The sequence below is a fragment of the Serratia sp. CY55921 genome (assembly GCF_052167655.1).
Taxonomy (GTDB): Bacteria; Pseudomonadota; Gammaproteobacteria; order Enterobacterales; family Enterobacteriaceae; genus Serratia; species Serratia ureilytica.
Map to the genome: position 1 here is coordinate 190,971 of NZ_JBJNMU010000006.1, position 25,358 is coordinate 216,328.

The following is a 25,358-nucleotide window of genomic DNA, read 5'->3' on the forward strand; positions in this document are numbered from 1 at the left end:
CGTTCGCCGCGGTGCTTACATCTCGTGCGTAATGATGTTGGGGATGGTGTCATCCTTGCGCAACGTCATTATCTCGCAGCCGTTATCAGTCACCACAATAGTATGCTCATACTGCGCCGACAAGCTGCGATCTTTGGTTTTTACCGTCCAGCCGTCTTTCATGGTGCGGATGCGGTAGTCGCCGGCGTTGACCATCGGTTCGATGGTGAAGGCCATGCCCGGCTGCAGCACCACGCCGCCGTCGTCCGCGTCATAGTGCAGCACCTGCGGCTCTTCGTGGAACACTTCGCCGATGCCGTGGCCGCAGTACTCGCGCACCACGGAGAACTTCTCGGCTTCGACGAATTGCTGGATAGCCTTGCCCAGGGTGCGCAGACGGATGCCCGGTTTGACCATCTTCAGCGCCAGATACAGGCTTTCCTGAGTAACGCGGCACAGGCGCTCGCCCAGAATGGTCGGTTTGCCGACGATGAACATCTTCGAGGTGTCGCCGTGGAAACCGTCTTTAATCACGGTCACGTCGATGTTGACGATATCGCCGTCTTTCAGCGTTTTGTCGTCGCTCGGGATGCCGTGGCACACCACTTCGTTCACCGAAATGCACACGGATTTCGGGAAGCCGTGATAGCCGAGGCAGGCGGAAATGGCCTGCTGCTCGTTGGTGATGTACTCGTGACAGATACGGTCCAGCTCGCCGGTGGTCACGCCAGGTTTGACGTGCGGCTCGATGATCTCCAGCACTTCGGCGGCCAGGCGGCCGGCCACGCGCATTTTTTGGATGTCATCAGGTGTTTTAATTGAGATTGCCATGAAATTCGTCCGCAGGTGTCGTTATCGTCGACAATAAGAAGCAGTGACTTATGGTATCAGCCCGGCCGGGGGCTGCCAAATTTCATTTCCTGACGCCCGGCGAAACGCAACAAAAGTTGGTGTCGGCGGCGGGTTTATGGTATAAAGCGCGCCGGCGATCCGTGTCTTGGTTCTTGTGACCTGGCGGGAATGAGCCGAAAATACTTTAACTGCACTCATTTTGTGTAAATAACACACACGTATCGGCACATCCGCCGGGGTGCCCTGAGGTGACTTGTCGCCGCCAGGGTCGGCGTTATGGGATACGTGGAGGCATAACCCCAATTAATCTATAGAGGTTTAATCATGGCAACTGTTTCCATGCGCGACATGCTCAAGGCTGGTGTTCACTTTGGTCACCAGACCCGTTACTGGAACCCGAAAATGAAGCCTTTCATCTTCGGCGCTCGTAACAAGGTTCACATCATCAACCTGGAGCAGACTGTACCAATGTTCAACGCCGCTCTGGCTGAACTGAGCAAGATCTCTTCCCGTAAAGGCAAGATCCTGTTCGTTGGTACCAAACGCGCAGCAAGCGAAGCGGTAAAAGACGCTGCGAACAGCTGTGACCAGTTCTTCGTGAACCACCGCTGGTTGGGTGGCATGCTGACTAACTGGAAAACCGTTCGTCAGTCCATCAAGCGTTTGAAAGATCTGGAAATCCAGTCTCAAGACGGCACCCTGGACAAGCTGACCAAGAAAGAAGCGCTGATGCGCACTCGTGAACTGGCCAAGCTGGAAAACTCCCTGGGCGGTATCAAAGATATGGGCGGTCTGCCAGACGCACTGTTCGTTATCGATGCCGATCACGAGCACATCGCGATCAAAGAAGCCAACAACCTGGGTATCCCGGTATTCTCTATCGTTGATACCAACTCCAACCCAGACGGCGTTGACTTCATCATCCCTGGTAACGACGACGCAATCCGTGCAGTAAACCTGTACCTGACTGCTGTTGCTGCCGCTGTGCGTGAAGGTCGTTCTCAAGATCTGGCCGTTCAGGCGGAAGAAGGCTTCGTAGAAGCTGAATAATAAGGCAAGCTCGTCACTGAGCCCTTATTAACCAGGTATTGACATATGTTGGTTAGGGGGGCCTGTAAAGGCCCCCTTTGCTTATCTGAATGAGAACTGTCTCCACGCGAGATAACCGAGGAAAAATAAATGGCTGATATTACCGCTGCCCTGGTAAAAGAACTGCGCGAGCGTACCGGCGCTGGCATGATGGATTGCAAGAAGGCGCTGGTTGAATCCAACGGCGACATCGAACTGGCAATCGAAAACATGCGTAAGTCCGGTGCGATCAAAGCCGCTAAAAAAGCAGGCAACGTAGCTGCTGACGGCGTGATCAAAACCAAGATCGAAGGCAACTACGGCATCATTCTGGAAGTTAACTGCCAGACTGACTTCGTTGCGAAAGACGCCGGTTTCCAGGCGTTCGCCGACAAAGTGCTGGATGCCGCTATGGCCGGCAAAATCACTGACGTTGACGTGCTGAAAGCACAGTTCGAAGAAGAGCGCGTAGCGCTGGTGGCAAAAATCGGCGAAAACATCAACATTCGTCGCGTTGCTTCCCTGGAAGGCGACGTGCTGGGCAGCTACCTGCACGGCGCGCGCATCGGCGTTCTGGTTGCGGCTAAAGGCGCTGACGAAGAGCTGGTTAAGCAAATCGCAATGCACATTGCGGCGAGCAAGCCAGAGTTCGTGAAGCCAGAAGACGTGTCTGCTGAAGTGGTAGAAAAAGAGTACCAGGTTCAGCTGGACATCGCCATGCAGTCCGGCAAGCCGAAAGAAATCGCAGAGAAAATGGTTGAAGGCCGCATGAAGAAATTCACCGGCGAAGTTTCTCTGACCGGTCAGCCTTTCGTTATGGATCCGAGCAAATCCGTTGCTCAGGTGCTGAAAGAGCACAACGCTGACGTGACCAACTTCATTCGCTTCGAAGTGGGCGAAGGCATCGAGAAAGTCGAAACCGACTTCGCTGCTGAAGTTGCCGCGATGAGCAAACAGTCTTAATGACTGTCGATGGAACCGCCGTCTGGCGGTTCCATACTATCCAGCCAGAATTACACCGGTGGCAGGCCCTGCAGCGTGATGCTCACCTCAGGCGCGTTTCATCGGCTGAAATCCCCAATACTAATACTGCTTCTTAGGACAGAACACCATGGCAACCAATGCAAAACCCGTATATCAGCGTATTCTGCTTAAACTGAGTGGCGAAGCCCTGCAAGGTGCAGAAGGTTTTGGTATCGACGCCAGCGTTTTGGATCGCATGGCTCAGGAAGTGAAAGAGCTGGTCGAACTGGGAATTCAGGTCGGTGTAGTTATTGGCGGCGGGAACTTGTTCCGCGGCGCGGGGCTGGCGCAAGCCGGCATGAACCGCGTAGTGGGCGACCACATGGGAATGCTGGCTACCGTGATGAACGGCCTGGCTATGCGTGATGCACTGCACCGTGCCTATGTGAACGCCCGCCTGATGTCAGCGATCCCGCTGAACGGCGTATGTGATAATTACAGCTGGGCAGAGGCTATCAGCCTGCTGCGCAACAACCGCGTGGTGATCTTCTCCGCCGGTACCGGCAACCCGTTCTTTACCACCGATTCCGCTGCCTGCCTGCGCGGCATCGAGATCGAAGCGGACGTGGTGCTGAAAGCCACCAAAGTGGATGGCGTATACTCCGCCGATCCGGTGAAAAACCCGGATGCGACGCTGTATGAACAATTAACCTATCAGGACGTGCTGGAGCGCGAGCTGAAAGTGATGGATCTGGCGGCGTTTACGCTGGCCCGCGATCACGGTCTGCCGATCCGCGTGTTCAACATGAACAAGCCCGGTGCGCTGCGCCGCGTGGTGATGGGTGAGAACGAAGGTACGCTGATCAGCAAATAAGGCTGTTCACACCTCTTTTTCGGAGCGCGTGACGCCAGGCGCCGCGCGCTCTTCGAGTACGATTACGGGCTATACTTGAGTATCGCCTGCCAAGTAACCAGCTTCCAAGGGTTTGCAACGTGACTAATGAAATCAGAAAAGATGCTGATTCACGCATGGAAAAAAGCGTAGAAGCATTCAAAAACCAAATCAGCAAGATCCGTACCGGCCGCGCTTCTCCAAGCATTCTGGATGGCATCATGGTGGAATACTACGGCGCCGCTACGCCGCTGCGTCAGCTGGCCAACGTGACCGTGGAAGACTCCCGCACGCTGAAAATCAACGTATTCGACCGCAGCCTGAGCCAGGCCGTTGAGAAAGCGATCATGAGCTCCGATCTGGGCCTCAACCCGTCTTCCGCCGGTTCTGACATTCGCGTTCCGCTGCCTCCGCTGACCGAAGAACGTCGTAAGGATCTGATCAAGATCGTGCGCGGCGAAGCCGAGCAGGGCCGCGTAGCGGTGCGTAACGTGCGTCGCGACGCCAACGACAAGGTCAAGGCGCTGCTGAAAGATAAAGAGATCAGCGAAGACGAAGAGCGTCGTTCACAAGACGAGATTCAGAAAATGACCGACGCTTACATCAAGCTGGTCGACGCCGCGCTGGCGGAGAAAGAAAAAGAGCTGATGGAATTCTAATCAGCATCGCGCAGAAAAAAAGCGTCGCCTGGGCGGCGCTTTGTTTTTTGTGGCGCAGATCCCGTTTCATCGTACTGAAAGATCATGGACAAGCGGTGTCCAAGGTTCCACACTGGAGCACCTCCGATCTCATCAGACAGTTATTCAGAGTGAACTCATGAAGCAACTGACCATTCTTGGCTCGACCGGCTCGGTAGGGACCAGCACCCTGGCCGTGGTCAGGGCGAATCTCGACCGTTTTGCGATCAAAGCGCTGGTAGCCGGCCGCAATGTTGCGGTCATGGCGCAGCAATGCATGGAATTTCGGCCCGCGTTTGCCGCGATGGCGGATGAAAGCGCCGCGCGCGAGCTGCGCGCCATCCTGGCGGAGAACGGCGTCGCTACCGAAGTGTTGGCCGGGGAACAAGCGGCCTGTGAATTGGCCGCTTTGGATGACGTCGATCAAGTGACGGCGGCCATCGTCGGCGCCGCGGGGCTGTTGCCGACGCTGGCGGCGATCCGCGCGGGCAAGCAGGTGCTGCTGGCCAACAAAGAGTCGCTGGTCACCTGCGGCCGTCTGTTTATGGACGCGGTGCGGCAAAGCCAGGCGCAACTGCTGCCGCTCGACAGTGAGCACAACGCGATTTTTCAGAGTTTGCCTGAGAACATTCAGCGTCAGTTGGGATACTCTTCACTGGACAGTCATGGTGTTTCGCGCATCGTGCTTACCGGTTCCGGCGGCCCGTTCCGCACCACGCCGTTGGAACAGTTCGCCGCGATGACGCCGGATCAAGCCTGCGCCCACCCGAACTGGTCGATGGGTCGCAAGATCTCGGTGGATTCCGCCACCATGATGAACAAAGGTCTGGAATACATTGAGGCCCGCTGGCTGTTTAACGCCTCGGCCGAGCAAATGGAAGTGATCCTGCACCCGCAGTCGGTGATTCACTCGATGGTGCGCTATGCAGACGGCAGTGTGCTGGCGCAGTTGGGGACGCCGGATATGCGCACGCCAATCGCTCACGCGATGGCGTATCCGCAGCGTGTGAATTCCGGTGTGGAGGCGCTGGACTTCTGCCGTATCGGTTCGCTGACCTTCGCCGAACCGGAGCGTGAGCGTTATCCTTGCCTGTATTTGGCGATCGAAGCGTTTGATGCCGGCCAGGCGGCCACCACCGCGCTGAACGCGGCCAACGAAATCGCCGTGGCGGCATTTTTGCAGCAGCAGATTCGCTTTACCGATATCGCGGCGGTCAATCGCCAGGTGGTGGAACGTCTCGCGCTGCAGGAACCGACGAGCATCGAAGCGGTCTTAGACATTGACCGTCAGGCGCGCGCCGCCGCTGAGGAGCGGGTTCGCGCGTTGTGCGGCCGATCACGGTGATTATCCGATTTTGCTCGTAATTCGCGTGCGCCGCAGCGGGGCCGTTTGTTCATGCCCCGCTGAGGTGGTATAGTCTGCGCCACCTGTCAGCGGTTATACCGTTGAATTATGGCCCGATTGGCGCCTTGTGCGTCAATGGCGGCCCGGCTGCGCCGGGTGTCGCCAGGGCAGGCTGAAAGCCGTGTCGGGCACACGGCTTTTTTTGCGCGTAAGGGCCTGATGTTCCGGAAAGGCAGTTATATTTCTATTGAGGAAATAAGTACGAGTTATGTCGTCCGCAAACCAACAAGAGGCTAATCCATCTTCCCCGGGGCCGCGCCATGTCGCCATTATCATGGACGGTAACGGACGCTGGGCCAAACGTCAGGGCAAGTTACGTGTCTTCGGTCATAAAGCAGGGGTGAAATCGGTTCGCCGCGCGGTCAGTTTTGCCGCCAGCCACCATTTAGATGCGCTCACGCTTTATGCCTTCAGCAGCGAAAACTGGAACCGTCCGGTGCAGGAAGTCTCTGCCCTGATGGAGCTTTTTGTCCGCGCTTTGGATAGTGAAGTAAAAAGCCTGCATAAACATAACGTCAGGCTGCGAGTGATCGGCGATATCAGCCGATTCAGCGCGCGTTTGCAGGAGCGGATCCGCCGCTCTGAAGCTCTGACGGAAAATAACGATGGCCTGACGCTCAATATCGCTGCCAACTACGGCGGCCGTTGGGATATCATTCAGGGAGTAAGGGAACTGGCCGAACAGGTACGGGTAGGCGAGTTGCACCCGGATCAGATCAGCGAGGAATTATTGAACGAGCGGGTTTGCATGAGCGACCTGGCGCCGGTGGATCTGGTTATCCGCACCGGTGGCGAGCATCGCATCAGTAATTTCCTGCTGTGGCAAATCGCCTATGCTGAACTTTACTTTACTGATGTGCTCTGGCCTGATTTCGATGAACTTGTCTTTGAAGGTGCGCTGAATGCATTTGCACAACGTGAGCGCCGCTTCGGGGGAACAACACCTAACGGCGCCGATGCGTCCTAGGGAGAACTTTTGCTGAAGTATCGCCTCATAACTGCTCTGATTTTAATCCCGATCGTTATCGCGGCGCTGTTCCTGTTGCCGCCGTTGGCCTTTGCTCTGGTAACGCTCGTCGTGTGCATGTTAGCTGCCTGGGAGTGGGGCCAATTGGCCGGTTTTACCTCCCGTTCGCAGCGCATCTGGTTGGCGATACTGTGCGGTTTTCTGCTTGCGCTGATGATGCTCAGCGTCCCCGCTTACCATCAATCCGTGCCGCAGATAAGCGGCTCGCTGTGGCTGTCGTTGGCCTGGTGGCTGGCGGCGTTGCTGTTGGTGCTGTTCTATCCCGGCTCGGCCGCTATCTGGCGCAATTCGCGCCCGCTGCGCCTGCTGTTTGGCCTGCTGACCATCGTGCCGTTTTTCTGGGGCATGCTGGCGCTGCGCCAGTTCGGCTACGAGCAAAACCCGTTTACCGGCGCCTGGTGGCTGTTGTACGTGATGTTGCTGGTGTGGGGCGCGGATTCCGGTGCCTACATGTTCGGCAAGCTGTTCGGCAAGCATAAGCTGGCGCCGAAGGTCTCACCGGGCAAAACGTGGGAAGGGTTGATCGGCGGGTTGCTGACGTCGGCGGTGATCTCGTGGCTGTTCGGCCGCTACGCGCCGCTGAACGTGGTGCCGACCACGCTGCTGGCCTGTTCGGTGATCGCCGCGCTGGCTTCGGTGCTGGGCGATTTGACCGAAAGCATGTTCAAACGCGAAGCGGGCATCAAGGACAGCGGGCATTTGATTCCCGGTCATGGCGGCATACTGGATCGTATCGACAGCCTGACCGCGGCGGTGCCGGTGTTTGCCTGCCTGATGCTGTTGGTGTTTTAATCCGTCGATGACGGAAAGTGAGGGATGATGGTCAGCGTGCTTTGGAACCTGGTGGCGTTTCTGATTGCGCTCGGTATCTTGATTACCGTGCATGAGTTCGGACACTTTTGGGTTGCCCGTCGTTGCGGCGTGCGCGTTGAACGCTTCTCCATCGGCTTTGGCCGGGCGCTGTGGCGCCGAACCGATCGCCAGGGCACCGAGTACGTTATCGCTCTGATCCCGCTCGGCGGCTACGTGAAGATGCTGGACGAGCGCGTGGAGTCGGTGGCGCCGGAGATGCGCCACCAGGCCTTCAACAATAAAACCGTCTGGCAGCGCGCGGCCATCATCAGCGCCGGCCCCATCGCCAACTTCCTGTTTGCTATCCTTGCCTACTGGCTGGTGTTCATCATCGGCGTGCCGAGTTTCCGTCCGGTGATCGGCGAAATCGCGCCGCAATCGATCGCCGCCAAGGCTGAAATTTCGTCTGGCATGGAACTAAAGTCGGTTGACGGCATCGAAACGCCTGATTGGGAGTCAGTTCGTCTGGCGCTGGTGGCGAAGATTGGCGATGCGCAAACCGAAGTCGGCGTAGCGCCGTTCGGCTCTTCGCAGGTGGTGACCAAAACCCTGGACTTGCGCCAGTGGAACTTTGAACCGGACAAGCAGGATCCCGTTGTCGCGCTGGGGATTATGCCGCGCGGCCCGCAGATCGAATCCGTGTTGGCGGAAGTGCAGCCGAACTCGGCGGCGCAAAAGGCGGGTTTACAAGCGGGGGACAGGATCGTTAAAGTCGATGGTCAGCCGTTGGGTCGTTGGCAGACGCTGGTGAAGCGTATCCACGATGGCCCGGGGCAACCGCTGGCTTTGGAGATTGAAAGAAACGGCGCCCCCTTGTCTTTGACGCTGATACCGGATACAAAGCCGGTGGGAAAAGACAAATCGGTGGGGTTTGCAGGCATCATTCCAAAGGTGCTGCCGCTGCCGGAAGAGTATAAGACGATTCGCCAGTATGGACCGTTCCCGGCGCTGTATCAGGCCGGCGACAAGACCTGGCAGCTGATGCGGCTGACGGTCAACATGCTGGGCAAATTAATAACCGGTGATGTAAAGCTGAACAACCTGAGTGGCCCGATCTCGATTGCACAGGGAGCTGGGGCGTCAGCCGGAGTCGGATTCGTGTATTATCTGATGTTCCTGGCGTTGATTAGCGTCAACCTGGGGATCATCAACCTGTTCCCATTACCGGTGTTAGATGGTGGGCATCTCCTCTTCCTGGCGATAGAAAAGCTGAAGGGTGGGCCGGTTTCCGAGCGAGTACAGGACTACAGCTACCGCATAGGTTCGATCGTGTTGGTGTTGTTGATGGGTCTTGCACTTTTCAATGATTTTTCCCGCCTTTAGGGGCGGGGATAGGTTAGGAAGAACGCATAACAACGATGGCGATGAAAAAGTTGCTCATAGCGTCGCTGCTGTTTGGCAGCGCCACCGTATACGGTGCAGACGGGTTCGTAGTGAAAGACATTCATTTCGAAGGCCTGCAGCGAGTTGCCGTCGGTGCGGCGTTACTCAACATGCCGGTTCGCGTCGGCGATACCGTCACTGACGATGACATCAGTAATACCATTCGTGCCTTGTTTGCCACCGGCAACTTCGAGGACGTGCGCGTACTGCGCGATGGTAATACCTTGATCGTGCAGGTGAAGGAACGTCCTACCATCGCCAGCATCACTTTCTCCGGCAACAAGTCGGTGAAGGATGACATGCTCAAGCAAAACCTGGAAGCCTCCGGCGTCCGGGTGGGCGAGGCGCTCGACCGCACCACGATTTCCAGCATTGAAAAAGGGCTGGAAGACTTCTATTACAGCGTTGGTAAATACAGCGCCTCGGTGAAAGCCGTGGTCACGCCGTTGCCGCGCAACCGTGTCGACCTGAAGCTGGTGTTCACGGAAGGGGTCTCCGCCAAGATTCAACAAATCAACATCGTCGGCAACCATGCCTTCACCAACGATGAACTGATCTCGCGCTTCCAACTGCGTGACGAAGTGCCGTGGTGGAACCTGGTCGGCGATCGCAAATACCAGAAGCAAAAACTGGCGGGCGATCTCGAAACCCTGCGCAGCTTCTATCTGGATCGCGGCTATGCCCGCTTTAACATCGATTCTACCCAGGTGAGCCTGACGCCGGATAAAAAAGGCATCTACATCACCATCAACATCACCGAAGGCGATCAGTACAAGCTTTCTGATGTTGTCGTGAACGGCAACCTGGCCGGCCACTCGGCGGAAGTCGCTCAGATCACCAAAATCGAGCCGGGCGAGCTGTATAACGGCAGCAAAGTGACCAAAATGGAAGACAACATCAAAACGATGTTGGGCCGTTATGGTTACGCCTACCCGCGCGTCGGCACCCAGCCGGAGATCAATGACGCGGATAAAACCGTCAAGCTGCACGTCAACGTTGACGCGGGCAACCGTTTCTACGTGCGCCGCATCAAGTTCGAAGGCAACGACACCAGCAAGGATTCCGTACTGCGTCGCGAAATGCGCCAGATGGAAGGCGCCTGGCTCGGCAACGAGCAGGTCGAGCAGGGCAAGGAGCGTCTGAACCGCCTGGGCTACTTCGAAACGGTCGATGTGGAAACCCAGCGTGTGCCGGGCACTGCCGATCAGGTCGACGTGACCTACAAGGTTAAAGAACGCAACACCGGTACCTTTAACTTCGGCGTCGGTTACGGCACCGAGAGCGGCGTCAGCTTCCAGGCCGGCGTGCAGCAGGATAACTGGTTGGGTACCGGCTACTCGGTCGGCATCAGCGGCACCAAGAACGACTACCAGACCTATACCGAACTGTCGGTCACCAACCCGTACTTCACCGTTGACGGTGTGAGCCTGGGCGGCCGCATCTTCTACAACGACTTTAAGGCGGATGACGCGGATCTGTCGGACTATACCAACAAGAGTTACGGTATCGACGGCACGCTGGGCTTCCCGATCAACGAAAACAACTCGTTGCGTACCGGCCTGGGCTACGTCCACAACGGTCTGTCGAACATGCAGCCGCAGATCGCCATGTGGCGTTACCTCGACTCGATGGGCGTGGATGCGAACAAGACTGACCGCGCCAGCTACTCGACGGACGACTTTACGCTGAACCTGGGCTGGACCTACAACAACCTGGACCGCGGCTACTTCCCGACGTCGGGTAACCGCACAACGTTGAACGGCAAGGTCACCATTCCGGGCTCGGACAACGAATACTACAAGGTGACGCTGGACAGCGTACAGTACGTGCCGATCAACGACGATCGCACCTGGGTGCTGTTGGGTCGCGGCCGTCTGGGTTACGCGGATGGGCTGGGCGGCAAGGAAATGCCGTTCTACGAGAACTTCTATGCCGGTGGTTCGAGCACCGTGCGTGGCTTCCAGTCCAACACCATTGGTCCGAAGGCGGTGTACTACAACTCCAACTCGTACCAGTGTCAGTTCAACGCCGGCAGCACGACCGATCGTCAGAGCATCTGTAGCTCGGATGACGCGGTGGGCGGTAACGCCATGGCGGTCGCCAGCCTGGAGCTGATTACCCCGACGCCGTTCATCAGCGAGAAATACGCCAACTCGGTGCGGACGTCGCTGTTCATCGATGCCGGTACCGTGTGGGATACCAAGTGGAAGAATACCAACGAAACGCTGATGTACGGCGTGCCGGATTACAGCAAGGCCAGTAATATTCGTTCTTCCGCCGGTATCGCGCTGCAGTGGATGTCGCCACTGGGGCCGTTGGTGTTCTCTTACGCCAACCCGATCAAGAAATACGAAGGCGACAAGTCCGAACAGTTCCAGTTTAACATCGGTAAGACCTGGTAACGGGTCTCGCCTCTGGGCATAACAGTTATTAAGAATCGCAATGGCCAGGCGCCCGCCGGCAGAGGGAGATGATTCTCATTGTTTGGTGGGATAAGTCTGGCAAATTGTGTACTTCAGTGTCATATGACACAAATGGGTGATGGTAAGGAGTTTATAGTGAAAAAGTGGTTGTGTGCCGCAGGCCTCGGTTTAGCAATGGCTGCTTCAGCTGGTGTTCAGGCAGCAGATAAGATCGCTGTCGTTAACGTCTCCAGCATTTTCCAACAGCTGCCGGCCCGCGAAACGGTCGCTAAACAGCTGGAAAACGAGTTTAAAGGCCGTGCAAGCGAACTCCAGAACATGGAACGTAGCCTGCAGACCAAAATGCAACGTCTGCAGCGTGACGGCGCTACCATGAAAGCCAGCGACCGCAGCAAGTTGGAAAAAGACGTGATGGCGCAGCGCGAGCAGTTCTCTCAGAAAGCCCAGGCTTTCGAGCAGGACAACCGTCGTCGCCAGATGGAAGAGCGTAACAAGATCCTGAGCCGCATTCAGGACGCGGTGAAATCTGTCGCGAGCAAAGGCGGTTATGACGTGGTGATCGACGCCAACGCCGTTGCCTATGCAGACTCTTCCAAAGATATCACTGCTGACGTGCTGAAACAGGTTAAATAACACATGCTTTCAATTCGACTGGCTGATTTAGCGCAGCAGTTGGATGCACAATTGCACGGTGATGGCGATCTCGTCATCACCGGCATTGCTTCTATGCATTCGGCACAGCCTGGCCAAATCACGTTTTTGTCAAACAGCCGCTATCAAGAGCAGCTGTCTTCCTGCCAGGCAAGCGCCGTGGTGCTTACCGAAGCGGATTTACCACACTGCCGTGCTGCGGCGCTGGTGGTTAAGAACCCTTACCTGACCTATGCGCGCATGGCGCAACTGATGGACACCACGCCGTCGCCGGCTCAGGATATCGCGCCAAGCGCGGTTGTCTCGCCTGAAGCGCAGCTGGGGCAGAATGTCGCCATTGGGGCGAACGCGGTGATCGAGTCGGGTGCGGTGCTTGGCGATAACGTGGTTATCGGCCCGGGCTGCTTCATCGGCAAACACGCACGCATCGGCGCGGGAACGCGTCTGTGGGCGAACGTAACGATTTATCATGCGGTCGAAATCGGCCAGCGCTGCCTGATTCAGTCGGGCACCGTGATCGGCGCAGACGGTTTCGGCTATGCGAATGAGCGCGGCGAGTGGATCAAGATCCCTCAGTTGGGCACGGTGATTATCGGCGATCGCGTCGAAATCGGCGCTTGCACCACCATTGACCGCGGCGCTTTGGATAACACCCAAATCGGGAATGGTGTTATCATCGACAACCAATGCCAGATTGCACATAACGTCGTGATTGGCGACAATACCGCCGTCGCCGGCGGTGTGATCATGGCCGGCAGCCTGAAAATCGGCCGCTACTGCCAGATTGGCGGCGCCAGCGTGATCAACGGTCACATGGAAATTGCCGACAAGGTTGTTGTTACCGGAATGGGAATGGTTATGCGACCAATCACCGAACCTGGGGTATACTCTTCGGGCATTCCGTTGCAGCCTAACAAGGTTTGGCGTAAAACCGCTGCGTTGGTAATGAATATCGATGAGATCAGCAAGCGCTTGAAAGCTGTCGAACGTAAAGTCGGAAAAGACTAGTCATTGCCGCCCGCTCTCGCGGGTACAAAACGAAACGCGTTGGTCGTGAGACCAAAAGCGCAAAGAGATGTTAATTTGCGGCCTGCATGATGATCTCCTTTTGGGGTCAGCGCAGGCCGTGTTGTTGATGCCATCAGTTTTTAGAGACAGGAAGAGTATTTTGACTACTGACACTCATACTCTGGATATTGCAGAAATTTTGGATCTGCTTCCTCACCGTTACCCGTTCTTGCTGGTCGACCGCGTCCTCGAGTTTGAAGAGCACAAATATCTGCGTGCGGTGAAGAACGTATCGGTGAATGAACCGTTTTTCCAGGGCCACTTCCCTGGCAAACCGATTTTCCCAGGCGTATTGATCCTGGAAGCCATGGCGCAGGCCACCGGCATCCTGGCGTTTAAAAGCGTCGGCAAACTGGAACCGGGCGAGCTGTATTACTTCGCTGGTATCGATGAAGCTCGCTTCAAGCGCCCTGTGGTGCCAGGCGATCAGATGGTCATGGAAGTCACCTTCGAGAAAACTCGCCGCGGTCTGACTCGCTTCAAAGGCGTGGCGACCGTTGACGGTAAAATTGTCTGCGAAGCAACCATGATGTGTGCCCGCAGCCGGGAGGCTTAATCCGTGATTGACCAAACCGCCTTTATCCATCCTAGCGCGATAGTCGAAGAAGGCGCCGTGATTGGCGCCGGCGTGCATATCGGCCCTTTCTGCTACGTCGGCTCCCAGGTGGAAATCGGCGCCGGCACGGTGCTGAAATCCCACGTGGTGGTGAACGGCATTACCAAGATTGGCCGCGATAACCAGATTTATCAGTTCGCCTCTATCGGCGAAGTGAATCAGGATCTGAAATACGCGGGCGAGCCGACGCGTGTGGAAGTGGGCGATCGCAATCGCATCCGCGAAAGCGTCACCATCCACCGCGGCACCGCGCAGGGCACCGGCCTGACCAAAGTGGGCAACGATAACCTGCTGATGGTCAACGTGCATGTCGCCCACGACTGCGTAGTTGGCAACGCTTGCGTGCTGGCCAACAACGCCACGCTGGCGGGGCATGTGGAAATCGACGATCACGCCATCATCGGCGGCATGACGGCGATCCATCAGTTCTGCATTATCGGCGCGCATGTGATGGTAGGCGGTTGTTCCGGTGTCGCTCAGGACGTGCCTCCGTTCGTCATCGCTCAGGGCAACCACGCTACGCCGTTCGGCGTCAACGCGGTCGGCCTCAAGCGCCGCGGTTTTGACAAGGATGAAATGCAGGCGATCCGCAACGCCTACAAAATCCTGTATCGCAGCGAAAAAACGCTGGATGAAGCGAAAGCGGAAATCGAAGCCCTGGCCAAAGAGCAGCCGGTGGTGCAGCAGTACCTCGATTTCTTCACCCGTTCTACCCGTGGCATCATTCGCTGAGTTATGTCGAATCGTCCATTGACTATCGGATTGGTCGCCGGAGAAACCTCCGGTGACATTCTCGGCGCCGGTTTGATCCGTGCGCTCAAGGCGCAGATCCCTGACGCGCGTTTCGTTGGCGTCGCCGGCCCGCTGATGCAGGCCGAAGGGTGCGAGGCCTGGTACGAAATGGAAGAGCTGGCGGTAATGGGCGTGGTGGAGGTGCTCGAGCGCTTGCCACGCCTGTTGAAGATCCGCAAGGATCTCACCCGCCGCTTCGGTGAGCTGCGGCCGGACGTGTTTGTCGGCATCGACGCGCCGGACTTCAACATCACGCTGGAAGGCCGCCTCAAGCAGCGCGGCATTCGCACCATCCACTATGTCAGCCCTTCCGTGTGGGCCTGGCGACAAAAGCGCGTTTTCAAAATAGGCAAAGCCACCGATTTGGTGCTGGCCTTTCTCCCTTTCGAAAAAGCGTTTTACGATCGTTTCAACGTCCCCTGCCGGTTTATCGGTCACACCATGGCGGACGCTATGCCGCTGCAGCCCGATCGGTTGGCGGCGCGCGCTCAGCTTGGCATCGCTCCGCAGGCGCGCTGTTTGGCCTTGTTGCCGGGCAGCCGCGGCGCCGAAGTCGAGATGCTGAGCGCCGACTTCCTCAAAACCGCGCAGCTGCTGCGTACGCGTTATCCCGAGCTGGAAGTGGTGGTGCCGCTGGTCAACGCCAAACGGCGTGAGCAGTTTGAGCACATCAAGGCCGAAGTGGCGCCGGATCTGACCGTACATCTGCTGAATGGGCAGGGGCGTGAAGCGATGATCGCCAGCGACGCGGCGCTGCTGGCATCCGGCACGGCGGCGCTGGAATGCATGCTGGCCAAGTGCCCGATGGTCGTGGGCTATCGCATGAAGCCGTTCACTTTCTGGTTGGCGCAGAAGCTGGTGAAAACGCCTTATGTCTCGCTGCCGAATCTGCTGGCGGGGCGGGAGATCGTCACCGAACTGCTGCAGCATGACTGCGTCCCGGACAAACTGGCCGCCGCCGTGATGCCGCTGCTGGAAGAGAGCCCGGAAACCGACGCGCTGAAACAGACTTTCCTTACCTTGCACCAAAGCATCCGTTGCGGTGCGGACGAACAGGCCGCTCAGGCTGTGTTGGAGCTGGCGAAAGCATGATTGAACCCTTTATCTATCCCGCTGCCACGCTGATTGCCGGTGTGGACGAAGTGGGCCGCGGCCCGTTGGTCGGCGCAGTGGTCACCGCCGCCGTGATCCTCGATCCGGCGCAGCCGATCGTCGGGCTGGCAGACTCCAAAAAGCTCAGTGAAAAACGCCGGCTGGCGCTGTATGACGAAATCGTCGCCAAAGCGCTCTCCTGGAGCCTGGGGCGCGCCGAACCGGCGGAAATCGACCAGCTGAACATTTTGCACGCCACCATGTTGGCGATGCAGCGCGCGGTGGCCGGGTTGCATATCGCGCCGGACATGGTTTTAATCGACGGTAACCGTTGCCCGAGCTTGCCGATGCGTTCGCAGGCGGTGGTGAAGGGCGACAGCCGCGTGGCGGAGATCAGCGCGGCGTCCATTCTGGCGAAGGTCACGCGCGATCGCGAAATGGCCGAGCTGGACAGCGAGTTCCCGGACTACGGTTTCGCGCAGCATAAAGGCTACCCGACCGCCTTCCACCTGGAGCGGCTGGCCGCGCTGGGCGCCACCGAGCATCATCGCCGCAGCTTCGCGCCGGTGAAAAGGGCGCTCGCGCTGTAGCCTGCGAGCCTGACCGGCTCGACGATAGCATTAACCCGGGCTCAGCACGCTGAGCCCCTTCAATCAGGTATCTGGAGATGGCCGAACCTCGTTTTATTCACCTGCGCGTCCACAGTGACTACTCCATGATTGATGGATTGGCCAAGACGGCGCCGCTGGTGAAAAGAGCCGCCGCGTTAGCCATGCCTGCTCTGGCAATCACCGATTTCACCAACCTGTGCGGGCTGGTGAAGTTCTACGGCAGCGCGCACGGCGCCGGGATCAAACCGATCATCGGCGCGGATTTCCATGTGCAAAGCGAAGTCTTGGGCGACGAACTCGCTCAGCTGACGGTGCTGGCCAGCAACAACGAAGGCTACCAGAACCTGACGCTGCTGATTTCCCGCGCCTATCAGCGCGGCTACGGCGCCGCCGGCCCGATCATCGATCGCGACTGGCTGATTGAACATCGCGAAGGGCTGATCCTGCTTTCCGGCGCGCGTCAGGGCGACGTCGGCAAGTTCCTGCTGCGCGGCAACCAGGCGCAGGTGGATCAGTGTCTGGATTTCTACCAGCAATATTTCCCCGACTGCTACTACCTGGAGTTGATCCGCACCGGCCGCCCGGACGAAGAGAACTATCTGCATGCGGCGGTGGCGCTGGCCACCGAGCGCGGTTTGCCGGTGGTGGCCACCAACGACGTGCGTTTCCTGGTGGAAGATGACTTCGACGCCCATGAGATCCGCGTCGCCATCCACGACGGCTTTACGCTGGACGATCCCAAGCGGCCGCGCAACTACAGCCCGCAACAATACATGCGCAGCGAAGACGAGATGTGCGAGCTGTTCGCCGACATCCCGGAAGCGCTGCTGAACAGCGTCGAAATCGCCAAACGCTGTAACGTCACCATTCGCCTCGGCGAGTACTTCCTGCCGCAGTTCCCGACCGGCGATATGAGTACCGAGGACTTCCTGGTACTCAAATCGAAAGAGGGGCTGGAAGAGCGCCTCGAGTTCCTGTTCCCCGATCCTGAAGTGCGCGCGCAGCGCCGCCCGGAATACGACGAGCGTCTGGACGTCGAGCTGAAAGTGATCAACCAGATGGGGTTCCCCGGCTACTTCCTGATCGTGATGGAATTTATCCAGTGGTCGAAGGACAACAACGTGCCGGTGGGCCCAGGGCGAGGCTCCGGCGCCGGTTCGCTGGTGGCCTATGCGTTGAAAATCACCGACCTCGATCCGCTGGAATTCGACCTGCTGTTCGAACGCTTCCTGAACCCGGAACGTGTCTCGATGCCCGACTTCGACGTCGACTTCTGCATGGAGAAACGTGACCAGGTAATCGAGCACGTGGCGGAGATGTACGGCCGCGAAGCGGTATCGCAGATCATCACCTTCGGCACCATGGCGGCGAAAGCGGTTATCCGCGACGTAGGCCGCGTGTTGGGGCACCCGTACGGGTTCGTCGATCGCATCTCCAAACTGGTGCCGCCGGATCCGGGCATGACGCTGGAGAAAGCCTTCGCCGCCGAACCGCAGCTGCCGGAGATTTACGAGGCCGACGAAGAGGTCAAAGCGCTGATTGACATGGCCCGCAAGCTGGAAGGGGTGACGCGCAACGCCGGTAAACACGCCGGTGGCGTGGTGATCGCGCCGACCAAGATCACCGACTTCGCGCCGCTGTACTGCGATGCCGAAGGGAACCACCCGGTGACCCAGTTCGACAAGAACGACGTGGAATACGCCGGGCTGGTGAAGTTCGACTTCCTCGGTCTGCGCACCCTGACCATCATCGACTGGGCGCTGGAGATGATCAACGCCCGGCGCGCCAAGACCGGGCTGGAACCGATCGACATCGCCGCCATCCCGCTCGACGACAAGAAAAGCTTCGACATGCTGCAGCGTTCGGAAACTACGGCGGTGTTCCAGCTTGAATCGCGCGGCATGAAAGACCTGATCAAACGGCTGAAGCCCGACTGCTTCGAAGACATGATCGCACTGGTGGCGCTGTTCCGTCCGGGGCCGCTGCAGTCGGGAATGGTGGATAACTTCATCGACCGCAAGCACGGCCGCGAAGAGATCTCCTACCCGGACATTCAGTGGCAGCATGAGTCGCTCAAGCCGGTGCTAGAACCAACCTACGGCATCATCCTGTATCAGGAACAGGTGATGCAGATTGCCCAGGTGCTGGCCGGCTATACCCTGGGCGGCGCGGACATGCTGCGCCGTGCGATGGGTAAAAAGAACCCGGTCGAAATGGCCAAGCAGCGCGGCGGCTTTGAAGACGGCGCCAAAGCGCGCGGCATCGACGGCGAACTGTCGGTGAAAATCTTCGACCTGGTGGAGAAATTCGCCGGTTATGGCTTCAACAAATCGCACTCCGCCGCCTACGCGCTGGTGTCGTACCAGACGCTGTGGCTGAAGGCGCACTATCCGGCCGAGTTTATGGCGGCGGTGATGACCGCCGATATGGACAACACCGACAAAGTGGTGGGTCTGGTGGACGAATGCTGGCGCATGGGGCTGAAGATCCTGCCGCCGGACATCAACAGCGGCCTGTATCACTTCCACGTCAACGACGACGGCGAGATTGTTTACGGCATCGGCGCCATCAAGGGCGTGGGGGAAGGGCCGATCGAAGCCATTATCGAAGCGCGCAACAGCGGCGAGCAAGGTTATTTCAAAGACCTGTTCGATCTCTGCGCGCGCTCCGACATCAAGAAACTGAACCGCCGCATTCTGGAAAAACTGATCATGTCCGGGGCGTTCGATCGCCTTGGGCCACACCGCGCCGCGCTGATGAATTCGCTCGGCGACGCGTTGAAAGCGGCGGATCAGCATGCGAAAGCCGAAGCTATCGGCCAGGTGGACATGTTTGGCGTGCTGGCGGAAGCGCCGGAGCAGGTGGAGCAATCCTACGCCAACATCGCGCCCTGGCCGGAGCAGGTGGTGTTGGACGGTGAACGGGAAACGCTGGGGCTGTACCTGACCGGCCACCCGATCACCCAATACCTCAAGGAGATCGAACGTTACGCCGGTGGCCAGCGTTTGAAAGACATGCACCCGACGGATCGGGGCAAAATGACTACCGCCGTCGGGTTGGTGGTCGCCGCGCGGGTGATGGTGACCAAGCGCGGCAACCGCATCGGCATCTGTACGCTGGATGACCGTTCGGGCCGTCTGGAAGTGATGCTATTCACCGAAGCGTTAGAAAAATACCAGCATTTGTTGGAAAAAGACCGTATCCTTATCGCCAGTGGACAGGTCAGCTTTGATGACTTTAGCGGCGGGCTTAAAATGATGGCCCGCGAGGTAATGGACATCAGTGAAGCCCGGGAAAAATACGCTCGCGGGCTTGCTATCTCGCTGACTGACAGGCAAATTGATGACCAGCTTTTGAACCGTCTCCGTCAGTCGTTGGAACCCCATCGCTCGGGGACGATTCCAGTGCATCTCTACTATCAACGGGAAGATGCGCGAGCCAAGCTGCGTTTTGGCGCAACCTGGCGCGTGACGCCCACCGACCGCTTGTTGATAGACTTGCGGACGTTGGTAGGCAATGAGCAGGTGGACTTGGAATTTGACTAAAATAGGAATGCTATGAGTCTGAATTTTCTTGATTTTGAACAGCCGATTGCAGAGCTGGAAGCGAAAATTGACTCGCTGACTGCAGTCAGCCGTCAAGACGAAAAATTAGATATTAATCTGGACGAAGAGGTTCAGCGCCTGCGTGAAAAGAGCGTTGAGCTGACGCGCAAGATTTTTGCCGATCTTGGGGCCTGGCAGATTGCCCAATTGGCACGCCACCCGCGCCGTCCTTATACCCTGGATTATATCAAACATATCTTTACCGACTTCGAAGAGTTGGCGGGCGATCGCGCTTACGCCGACGACAAAGCGATCGTCGGGGGGATTGCGCGTCTGGATGGCCGCCCGGTGATGATCATCGGGCACCAGAAAGGCCGTGAGACCAAAGAGAAGATCCGCCGCAACTTCGGCATGCCGGCGCCGGAAGGCTACCGCAAGGCGCTGCGCCTGATGGAAATGGCCGCCCGCTTCAAAATGCCGATCATCACCTTTATCGATACCCCGGGCGCTTATCCGGGCGTGGGCGCGGAAGAACGCGGCCAGTCGGAAGCCATCGCGCGCAACCTGCGTGAGATGTCGCGCCTGAACGTACCGGTCATCTGCACCGTCATCGGTGAAGGCGGCTCGGGCGGCGCGCTGGCGATCGGCGTGGGCGACAAGGTGAACATGCTGCAGTACAGCACCTACTCGGTGATTTCGCCGGAAGGCTGCGCCTCCATCCTGTGGAAGAGCGCCGACAAGGCGCCGCTGGCCGCGGAAGCGATGGGCATCACCGCGCCGCGTCTGAAAGAGCTGAAGCTGATCGACTCGGTGATCCCGGAGCCGCTGGGTTCCGCGCACCGCGACGTGCCGGCGATGGCCGCCGCGTTGAAAGCGCAGCTGCTGGCCGATCTGAAAGATCTGGATGGCCTGAACGACGAAGAGTTGCTCAACCGCCGTTACCAGCGTCTGATGAACTACGGCTACTGCTGAGTTGCGATCTTCACGGTAATAAACCGCCTTCGGGCGGTTTTTTTTTGGCTACACACCGCCGGATTTTCGTGGTGTTATAGAGACTTGGCCGTTAACTGACAGGAGCTGCCGATGAATATCATCGCCATCATGGGCCCGACGGGCGTCTACTACAAAGATGAGCCGATCCGCGAGCTCCACGCGGCGCTGGGCGCGATGGGATTCCAGCTGGTATACCCCAAAAACAGCGGTGACCTGCTGAAGCTGATCGAAGCCAATGCCCGCATCTGCGGCGTGATCTTCGACTGGGACGATTACAGCCTGGAGCTGTGCAGCGAGATCAACGAGCTGAACGAATACCTGCCGCTGTACGCCTTTATCAATACTCACTCCACCTTCGACGTCAGCCTGCATGAAATGCGCATGGTGCTCTATTTCTTCGAGTATGGCCTGAATGCGGCAGACGATATCGCGCAGCGCATCCAGCAATACACGGCGGAATACATCGACACCATTACGCCGCCGCTGACCAAGGCGCTGTTCAACTACGTGCGCGAAGGAAAGTACACCTTTTGCACGCCGGGCCACATGGCCGGCACCGCGTTCCAGAAAAGCCCGGTGGGCTGCCTGTTCTATGACTTCTTCGGCGCCAATACCCTGAAGGCCGACATCTCGATTTCGGTCACCGAGCTCGGGTCGCTGCTGGATCACACCGGCCCGCATCTGGAGGCCGAAGAGTACATCGCGCGCACCTTCAATGCCGAGCAGAGCTATCTGGTCACCAACGGCACCTCCACCGCCAACAAGATCGTCGGCATGTATTCAGCGCCGGCGGGCAGCACGGTGCTGATCGACCGCAATTGCCACAAATCGCTGTGCCACCTGCTGATGATGAGCGATATCGTGCCGATCTATCTGCGCCCGCTGCGCAACGCCTACGGCATCCTCGGCGGTATTCCGCAGCGCGAGTTTACCCGCGCCAGCATCGCCGCCCGGGTGCAGGAGACCCCGAACGCCACCTGGCCGGTGCATGCGGTGATCACCAATTCCACCTATGACGGCCTGCTGTACAACACCGACTACATCAAGCAGACGCTGGAGGTGCCGTCGATCCACTTCGACTCCGCCTGGGTGCCTTACACCAACTTCCATCCGATTTACGACGGCAAGAGCGGCATGAGCGGCGATCGGGTGCCCGGTAAGGTTTTCTACGAAACCCAATCCACCCACAAGCTGCTGGCGGCCTTCTCGCAGGCCTCGATGATTCATATCAAGGGCGACTACGACGAGAGCACCTTCAACGAAGCCTACATGATGCACACCACCACTTCGCCGCACTACGGCATCGTGGCGTCGATGGAGACCGCCGCCGCCATGCTGCGCGGCAATCCGGGGCGCCGCTTGATCAACCGTTCGGTGGAGCGCGCGCTGCATTTTCGCCGTGAAGTGCAGCGGCTGCGCGAGGAAAGCGACAGCTGGTTCTTCGATATCTGGCAGCCGGAAGAGATCGATGAAGCGCAGTGCTGGCCGCTGGATCCGGACGATAACTGGCACGGTTTCGGCCAGACCGATCGCGATCATATGTATCTCGATCCGATCAAGGTGACGATCCTGACGCCGGGCATGAATGAGCTGGGGGCGCTGGAGGAAGAGGGGATCCCGGCGGCACTGGTGGCGAAGTACCTCGACGAGCGCGGCATCGTGGTGGAGAAGACCGGGCCGTACAACTTGCTGTTCCTGTTCAGCATCGGCATCGATAAAACCAAGGCGATGAGCCTGCTGCGCGGCCTGACCGACTTCAAGCGCGCCTACGATCTCAACCTGCGGGTGAAGAACATGCTGCCGGATCTGTACGCCGAGGATCCGGATTTCTATCGCCATATGCGCATCCAGGATCTGGCCGCCGGCATTCATCGCCTGATCTGCCAACACGATCTGCCGCGCCTAATGCAGCGGGCGTTTGACGTGCTGCCGGAAATGAAGCTGACGCCGCACCAGATGTTCCAGGAGCAGGTGCGCGGCAATGTGGAAACCTGCGAGCTGGATCAGTTGGTGGGCAAGGTGGCGGCCAATATGATCCTGCCTTATCCGCCGGGCGTGCCGCTGGTGATGCCGGGGGAAATGATCACCGAAGAGAGCCGGGCGGTGCTCGATTTCCTGCTGATGCTGTGCTCGATCGGCGAGCGCTATCCCGGTTTTGAAACCGATATCCACGGCGCCAAGCTGACGGAAGACGGACGCTATCTGGTGAAGGTGCTGAAAGCCCCGCAGCCATAAGGCCATAATGCGCCCGGCGGTTTGGAAAGATGCGCCGGGCTTCCTCATTGACGGCCTCATCGCCGCCGGATACCGTGCACCATCAGAATGAACAGGAGAGGGTTTCTATGCTGGCATTACGTCAGGTGCATCACATCGCGATCATTGGCGCGGACTACGCCGCCAGTAAGCATTTCTATTGCGACATTCTCGGCTTTACCCTGCTGAGTGAAGTTTACCGCGAGGAGCGTGACTCCTGGAAAGCGGATCTGGCGCTCAACGGGCAATACACCCTCGAGCTGTTTTCTTTCCCTTCGCCGCCGGCCCGCGTCAGCCGCCCGGAGGCTTGCGGCCTGCGCCATCTGGCGTTCAGCGTTGACGATATAGACCAAGCCATCGCCCATCTGCAGGCGGCCGGCGTCGCCTGCGAACCGGTACGCGTCGATCCTTATACTCAATCTCGTTTTACCTTTTTCAGCGATCCCGATGGTTTACCGTTAGAATTATACGAGAGTTAACGGCTTAATCGCCTCCCGGCGGCCACAGCCGGGGGCGATTATGCTATGATCGCGCCCTTGCCCCACATGCCTACAGAGTTATTTCCGCCATGCAAGAGCCTGCTTTTCGCGTCGGGGAGTGGCTGGTTACCCCTGCCGACAATACCATCAGCCGTGACGGCCGCCAGAAAACGCTGGAACCGCGCCTGATCGACATGCTGTGCTATTTCGCCCGGCACCCCGATGTGGTGTTGAGCCGCGACGAGCTGATCGATAGCGTTTGGAAGCGCAATATCGTCACTAATCACGTGGTGACCCAATGCATTTCAGAACTGCGCAAATACCTGAAAGACGGCGACAGCGACAGTCCGGAATACATTATCACCGTGCCTAAGCGCGGGTATAAGTTGGCGGCTTCGGTGATCTGGTGTGAAGACGGGGAGTCGCAGCCCGCCCCTGCGCCGGCGCCGCAGATTGCGGTGATCATGCATGAGCCGGAAGACGGCAGCGATGATGAAGACGATACGCCGTACGTGCCGCCGAGCCGGACCCGAACGCCGGTTGCCGCGCCCGGCGAAAAGCAGCCGCGCTTTTATCGCCGCTCGACGTTCTGGGTGTGGCTGGCGTTTCTGGCGGCGCTCAGCGTCTGCGTGGCGTTTGTCGGCATCGCCACGCTGTCGCAACGCGTGCCGGTATCGACCATGCCGGTGCTGCTTAACCCGCGCGACATCGATATCCGCATCCAGGGCGGCGAGAGCTGCAGCAACTGGATGCCGCAGCTCTCCTATGTGGTGGGCGTCAGCGAGCTGATCACCGATTCGCTCAACACCTACTCGACCTTCCTGGTGCACGACCAAACCAATTACAACTATTCCGGCCCCAGCAACTCCGGCAAGTCGCTGTATATCGAGTTCGTCAATCAGCGCCACTACCGCGCCCAGCAGTGTTTCCTGTCCGTGCGGCTGGTGGATAACGCCGACAGCTCAATCATGTTGGACAAGCGTTACTTCATTACCGCCGATAACCAGCTGAAGATCCAAAGCGACTTCCTCGCCAGCCTGTCCGCCGCGCTGAAACAGCCCTGGCCGCCGCAGCTGGAACAGCGTCTGGCGCAGCTGCTGCCGGACAACGGGCCGCTGCTGCAGCGCTTCTACCAGGCGCATCAATTGTTGATCCATGGCGACGCCGATTCGTTGACTCGCGCCAGCGCGCAGCTGAGCGAGCTGATTAAAAGCGCGCCTAATTTCCACTACCTGCTGGCGGAAAAAGCGCTGGTGGATGTGCTGCGCAACTCTTATCAACCGTTCGACAGCCAGGGGCTGGCGCAATTGCGCGCCGATATCAGCCATCTGGCGACGATCCCCGAATTGAAAAATACGCCGATCGTGCAGCAAGTTCTGGCGGTTGATGCGCTGGCGCAGGGACGCATTGACGATGCGCACCGGGCGATCGAGCTGGGGATTGAGTTGCAAATGTCGTGGCTGAATTATGTGCTGCTGGGCAAAGTGTATGAAATGCAGGGGCAGAATCATTTGGCGGCGGATTCTTATATTACCGCGTTCAACCTGCGCCCCGGTGAAGATACCTTGCATTGGATCACCAATGGCGTATTCCAGACGTCATTGACCAACGTGGTGCCTTATTTAAATAACTATCAGCGCCAATAATTCACCAGAACCACGCCGCCATTATTCTCAGGGAATTCCGGCGGCGTTATTTATTGGTGAAGACATGTTGCGCCATTGTGTTATTTTGCTG

Annotated in this window: 21 protein-coding genes; 20 read left to right on the plus strand and 1 reads right to left on the minus strand. The window is 58.2% G+C overall.

Annotation, left to right across the window (positions count from 1 at the left end; genetic code table 11):
- Positions 1-15 precede the first annotated feature (15 nt).
- Positions 16-810: a type I methionyl aminopeptidase gene (gene map / locus ACJ8M3_RS21680; protein WP_028127527.1), complete on the minus strand. Its 795-nt coding sequence runs from the start codon at positions 808-810 to the stop codon at positions 16-18.
- 345 nt (positions 811-1,155) lie between these two features.
- Between map and rpsB the strand changes: the two genes are divergently transcribed.
- The 20 genes from rpsB to cadC all read left to right on the plus strand — a co-directional run bounded on the left by rpsB (position 1,156) and on the right by cadC (position 25,267).
- Positions 1,156-1,881, plus strand: coding sequence for a 30S ribosomal protein S2 (rpsB, locus tag ACJ8M3_RS21685; protein ID WP_016929891.1), 726 nt, complete (start codon positions 1,156-1,158; stop codon positions 1,879-1,881).
- 129 nt (positions 1,882-2,010) lie between these two features.
- Positions 2,011-2,862, plus strand: a complete 852-nt coding sequence (gene tsf / locus ACJ8M3_RS21690; protein WP_033644872.1) for a translation elongation factor Ts — start codon at positions 2,011-2,013, stop codon at positions 2,860-2,862.
- Positions 2,863-3,010: 148 nt separating this feature from the next.
- Positions 3,011-3,736, plus strand: coding sequence for a UMP kinase (gene pyrH / locus ACJ8M3_RS21695; RefSeq protein ID WP_004931940.1), 726 nt, complete (start codon positions 3,011-3,013; stop codon positions 3,734-3,736).
- A gap of 119 nt (positions 3,737-3,855) precedes the next feature.
- The gene (gene frr, locus ACJ8M3_RS21700) at positions 3,856-4,413 is read left to right on the plus strand and encodes a ribosome recycling factor (protein WP_025160240.1); all 558 of its coding nucleotides are present in this window, start codon (positions 3,856-3,858) and stop codon (positions 4,411-4,413) included.
- 157 nt (positions 4,414-4,570) lie between these two features.
- Positions 4,571-5,776 (plus strand): 1-deoxy-D-xylulose-5-phosphate reductoisomerase, encoded by a 1,206-nt coding sequence (ispC, locus tag ACJ8M3_RS21705; RefSeq protein WP_046687715.1) that lies wholly within the window; start codon positions 4,571-4,573, stop codon positions 5,774-5,776.
- Positions 5,777-6,044: 268 nt separating this feature from the next.
- Complete coding sequence (gene ispU, locus ACJ8M3_RS21710) at positions 6,045-6,803, plus strand: (2E,6E)-farnesyl-diphosphate-specific ditrans,polycis-undecaprenyl-diphosphate synthase (RefSeq protein ID WP_033644874.1); 759 nt, start codon at positions 6,045-6,047, stop codon at positions 6,801-6,803.
- Positions 6,804-6,812: 9 nt separating this feature from the next.
- Positions 6,813-7,655, plus strand: coding sequence for a phosphatidate cytidylyltransferase (gene cdsA / locus ACJ8M3_RS21715; protein ID WP_033644875.1), 843 nt, complete (start codon positions 6,813-6,815; stop codon positions 7,653-7,655).
- Between the two features lie 27 nt (positions 7,656-7,682).
- A complete protein-coding gene (gene rseP, locus ACJ8M3_RS21720) occupies positions 7,683-9,038 on the plus strand; it encodes a sigma E protease regulator RseP (protein ID WP_025304033.1) in 1,356 nt (451 codons plus the stop codon).
- A 35-nt stretch (positions 9,039-9,073) separates the two neighbouring features.
- On the plus strand, positions 9,074-11,500 hold the full coding sequence (gene bamA, locus ACJ8M3_RS21725) for an outer membrane protein assembly factor BamA (RefSeq protein ID WP_063990766.1): 2,427 nt from the start codon (positions 9,074-9,076) through the stop codon (positions 11,498-11,500).
- A 156-nt stretch (positions 11,501-11,656) separates the two neighbouring features.
- Complete coding sequence (skp, locus tag ACJ8M3_RS21730) at positions 11,657-12,154, plus strand: molecular chaperone Skp (RefSeq protein WP_025304031.1); 498 nt, start codon at positions 11,657-11,659, stop codon at positions 12,152-12,154.
- A gap of 3 nt (positions 12,155-12,157) precedes the next feature.
- Complete coding sequence (lpxD, locus tag ACJ8M3_RS21735; RefSeq protein ID WP_033649808.1) at positions 12,158-13,180, plus strand: UDP-3-O-(3-hydroxymyristoyl)glucosamine N-acyltransferase; 1,023 nt, start codon at positions 12,158-12,160, stop codon at positions 13,178-13,180.
- A gap of 160 nt (positions 13,181-13,340) precedes the next feature.
- A complete protein-coding gene (gene fabZ / locus ACJ8M3_RS21740; protein ID WP_004931962.1) occupies positions 13,341-13,796 on the plus strand; it encodes a 3-hydroxyacyl-ACP dehydratase FabZ in 456 nt (151 codons plus the stop codon).
- 3 nt (positions 13,797-13,799) lie between these two features.
- Entirely contained in the window at positions 13,800-14,588 is a 789-nt protein-coding gene (lpxA, locus tag ACJ8M3_RS21745; protein WP_033644878.1) for an acyl-ACP--UDP-N-acetylglucosamine O-acyltransferase, read from the plus strand.
- Between the two features lie 3 nt (positions 14,589-14,591).
- Positions 14,592-15,740, plus strand: coding sequence for a lipid-A-disaccharide synthase (lpxB, locus tag ACJ8M3_RS21750; RefSeq protein ID WP_089197372.1), 1,149 nt, complete (start codon positions 14,592-14,594; stop codon positions 15,738-15,740).
- Positions 15,737-16,330 (plus strand): ribonuclease HII, encoded by a 594-nt coding sequence (gene rnhB / locus ACJ8M3_RS21755; protein WP_019455763.1) that lies wholly within the window; start codon positions 15,737-15,739, stop codon positions 16,328-16,330. The genes lpxB and rnhB overlap by 4 nt, the downstream gene beginning before the upstream one ends.
- A gap of 77 nt (positions 16,331-16,407) precedes the next feature.
- Positions 16,408-19,896 (plus strand): DNA polymerase III subunit alpha, encoded by a 3,489-nt coding sequence (gene dnaE, locus ACJ8M3_RS21760; RefSeq protein WP_033652500.1) that lies wholly within the window; start codon positions 16,408-16,410, stop codon positions 19,894-19,896.
- Positions 19,897-19,908: 12 nt separating this feature from the next.
- On the plus strand, positions 19,909-20,868 hold the full coding sequence (gene accA / locus ACJ8M3_RS21765; protein WP_004931972.1) for an acetyl-CoA carboxylase carboxyl transferase subunit alpha: 960 nt from the start codon (positions 19,909-19,911) through the stop codon (positions 20,866-20,868).
- Between the two features lie 111 nt (positions 20,869-20,979).
- The gene (locus ACJ8M3_RS21770) at positions 20,980-23,124 is read left to right on the plus strand and encodes a lysine decarboxylase LdcC (RefSeq protein WP_042785262.1); all 2,145 of its coding nucleotides are present in this window, start codon (positions 20,980-20,982) and stop codon (positions 23,122-23,124) included.
- A gap of 107 nt (positions 23,125-23,231) precedes the next feature.
- Positions 23,232-23,621 carry a VOC family protein gene (locus ACJ8M3_RS21775; protein ID WP_047026598.1) on the plus strand — a complete coding sequence of 130 codons (390 nt, stop codon included), beginning with the start codon at positions 23,232-23,234 and terminating at the stop codon, positions 23,619-23,621.
- Between the two features lie 89 nt (positions 23,622-23,710).
- Complete coding sequence (gene cadC, locus ACJ8M3_RS21780; RefSeq protein ID WP_033644885.1) at positions 23,711-25,267, plus strand: lysine decarboxylation/transport transcriptional activator CadC; 1,557 nt, start codon at positions 23,711-23,713, stop codon at positions 25,265-25,267.
- Positions 25,268-25,358 lie beyond the last annotated feature (91 nt).